The 1,176-nt window shown below is 73.8% G+C and carries 1 protein-coding gene; it reads right to left on the reverse strand.

Annotated features, from left to right (window positions below; translation table 11 throughout):
- Positions 1–83 precede the first annotated feature (83 nt).
- Positions 84–1,097 (reverse strand): M4 family metallopeptidase, encoded by a 1,014-nt coding sequence (locus tag C1A33_RS26020; RefSeq protein WP_101834172.1) that lies wholly within the window; start codon positions 1,095–1,097, stop codon positions 84–86.
- Between the last annotated feature and the right edge of the window lie 79 nt (positions 1,098–1,176).

A 1,176-nucleotide genomic window follows, 5' to 3' on the forward strand; every position in this document is an offset into this window, starting at 1 on the left:
CCCCCACCCCCGCCGAGGGCAGCTGACACCACCGCGCTCCGCTGACACCACCGCGCAGCGCGCGGTCCCGACCGGCCGTCCCGTCAGCCGGCGACCCCGACCTCGCGCCAGGCCTCGCTGACCGCCTGTCGTTCCTCGGCGCCGAACAGCACGCCGGCCTGGCGGACCGTGACCGCCGCGAACGAGCGGAAGGTCGCGTTCGGCCGGACCTGCGGGGCGCGCAGGCTCTCGTACCAGATACGCCCGGCCCGGTCCCAGGCGTGGCCACCGAGCGCGCTGGCGGCCAGGTAGAACGCGCGGTTGGGAATGCCGGAGTTGATGTGCACGCCGCCGTTGTCGGAGGTCGTGCGGACGTAACCGTCCATGTGCGCGGGCTGGATGTCGTCGCCGAGCACCGGATCGTCGTAGGCCGTGCCGGGCGCCTTCAGGGAGCGAAGCGCCACGCCCTGCACGGCGTCGGTCAGCAGCTCGTCGCCGATCAGCCAGTCGGCCTGCTCGGCGGTCTCGCCGCGGGCGTACTGCTTCACCAGCGACCCGAACACGTCGCTGACGGACTCGTTGAGCGCCCCGGACTGGTTGACGTACATCAGCGCCGCCTCGTCCTCGGTGACGCCGTGGGTCAGCTCGTGACCGATGATGTCCAGCGACACCGTGAACCGGTGGAACAGCTCGCCGTCACCGTCGCCGAAGACCATCTGGCGGCCATTCCAGAACGCGTTGTCGTAGTGGTCGCCGTAGTGGACGGTGGCGAGCAGCGACATCCCCTCGTCGTCGATCGAGTCGCGGCCCAGGACGGCGGCGTAGAACGCGAACGTGGCGCCGAGACCGTCGTAGGCCTCGTTCACGGTGACGTCCGCCACCGGCTCGCCGCCCTCGGCGCGCGCGGTCGCACCGGGCAGCGTCTCACTGCCCGCGGCGTCGGCGACCGCGCGGCGCGGCCCCGCGTCCGGCGCCAGCCGGGCCGGCGCGACGCCACGGCTGGCGGCGCGCAGCTGGGCGTTGTGGATGCGGATTGTGCGGTGGGAGCCGTCCTGGACGAGCGTGGACAGCGCCCAGGACCGCTGGTCGGGACTGCCGTTGCGGACGATGCGCTCCAGTACGTGGGGCGGGACGGCGCACGGCGCCGCCGGCCGTGCCGGCGCCGGGCCGGTGCGAGTGGGGTCCGCGGGGGAGGGC

It is taken from the genome of Frankia canadensis (assembly GCF_900197875.1).
Lineage (GTDB): Bacteria > Actinomycetota > Actinomycetes > Frankiales > Frankiaceae > Frankia > Frankia canadensis.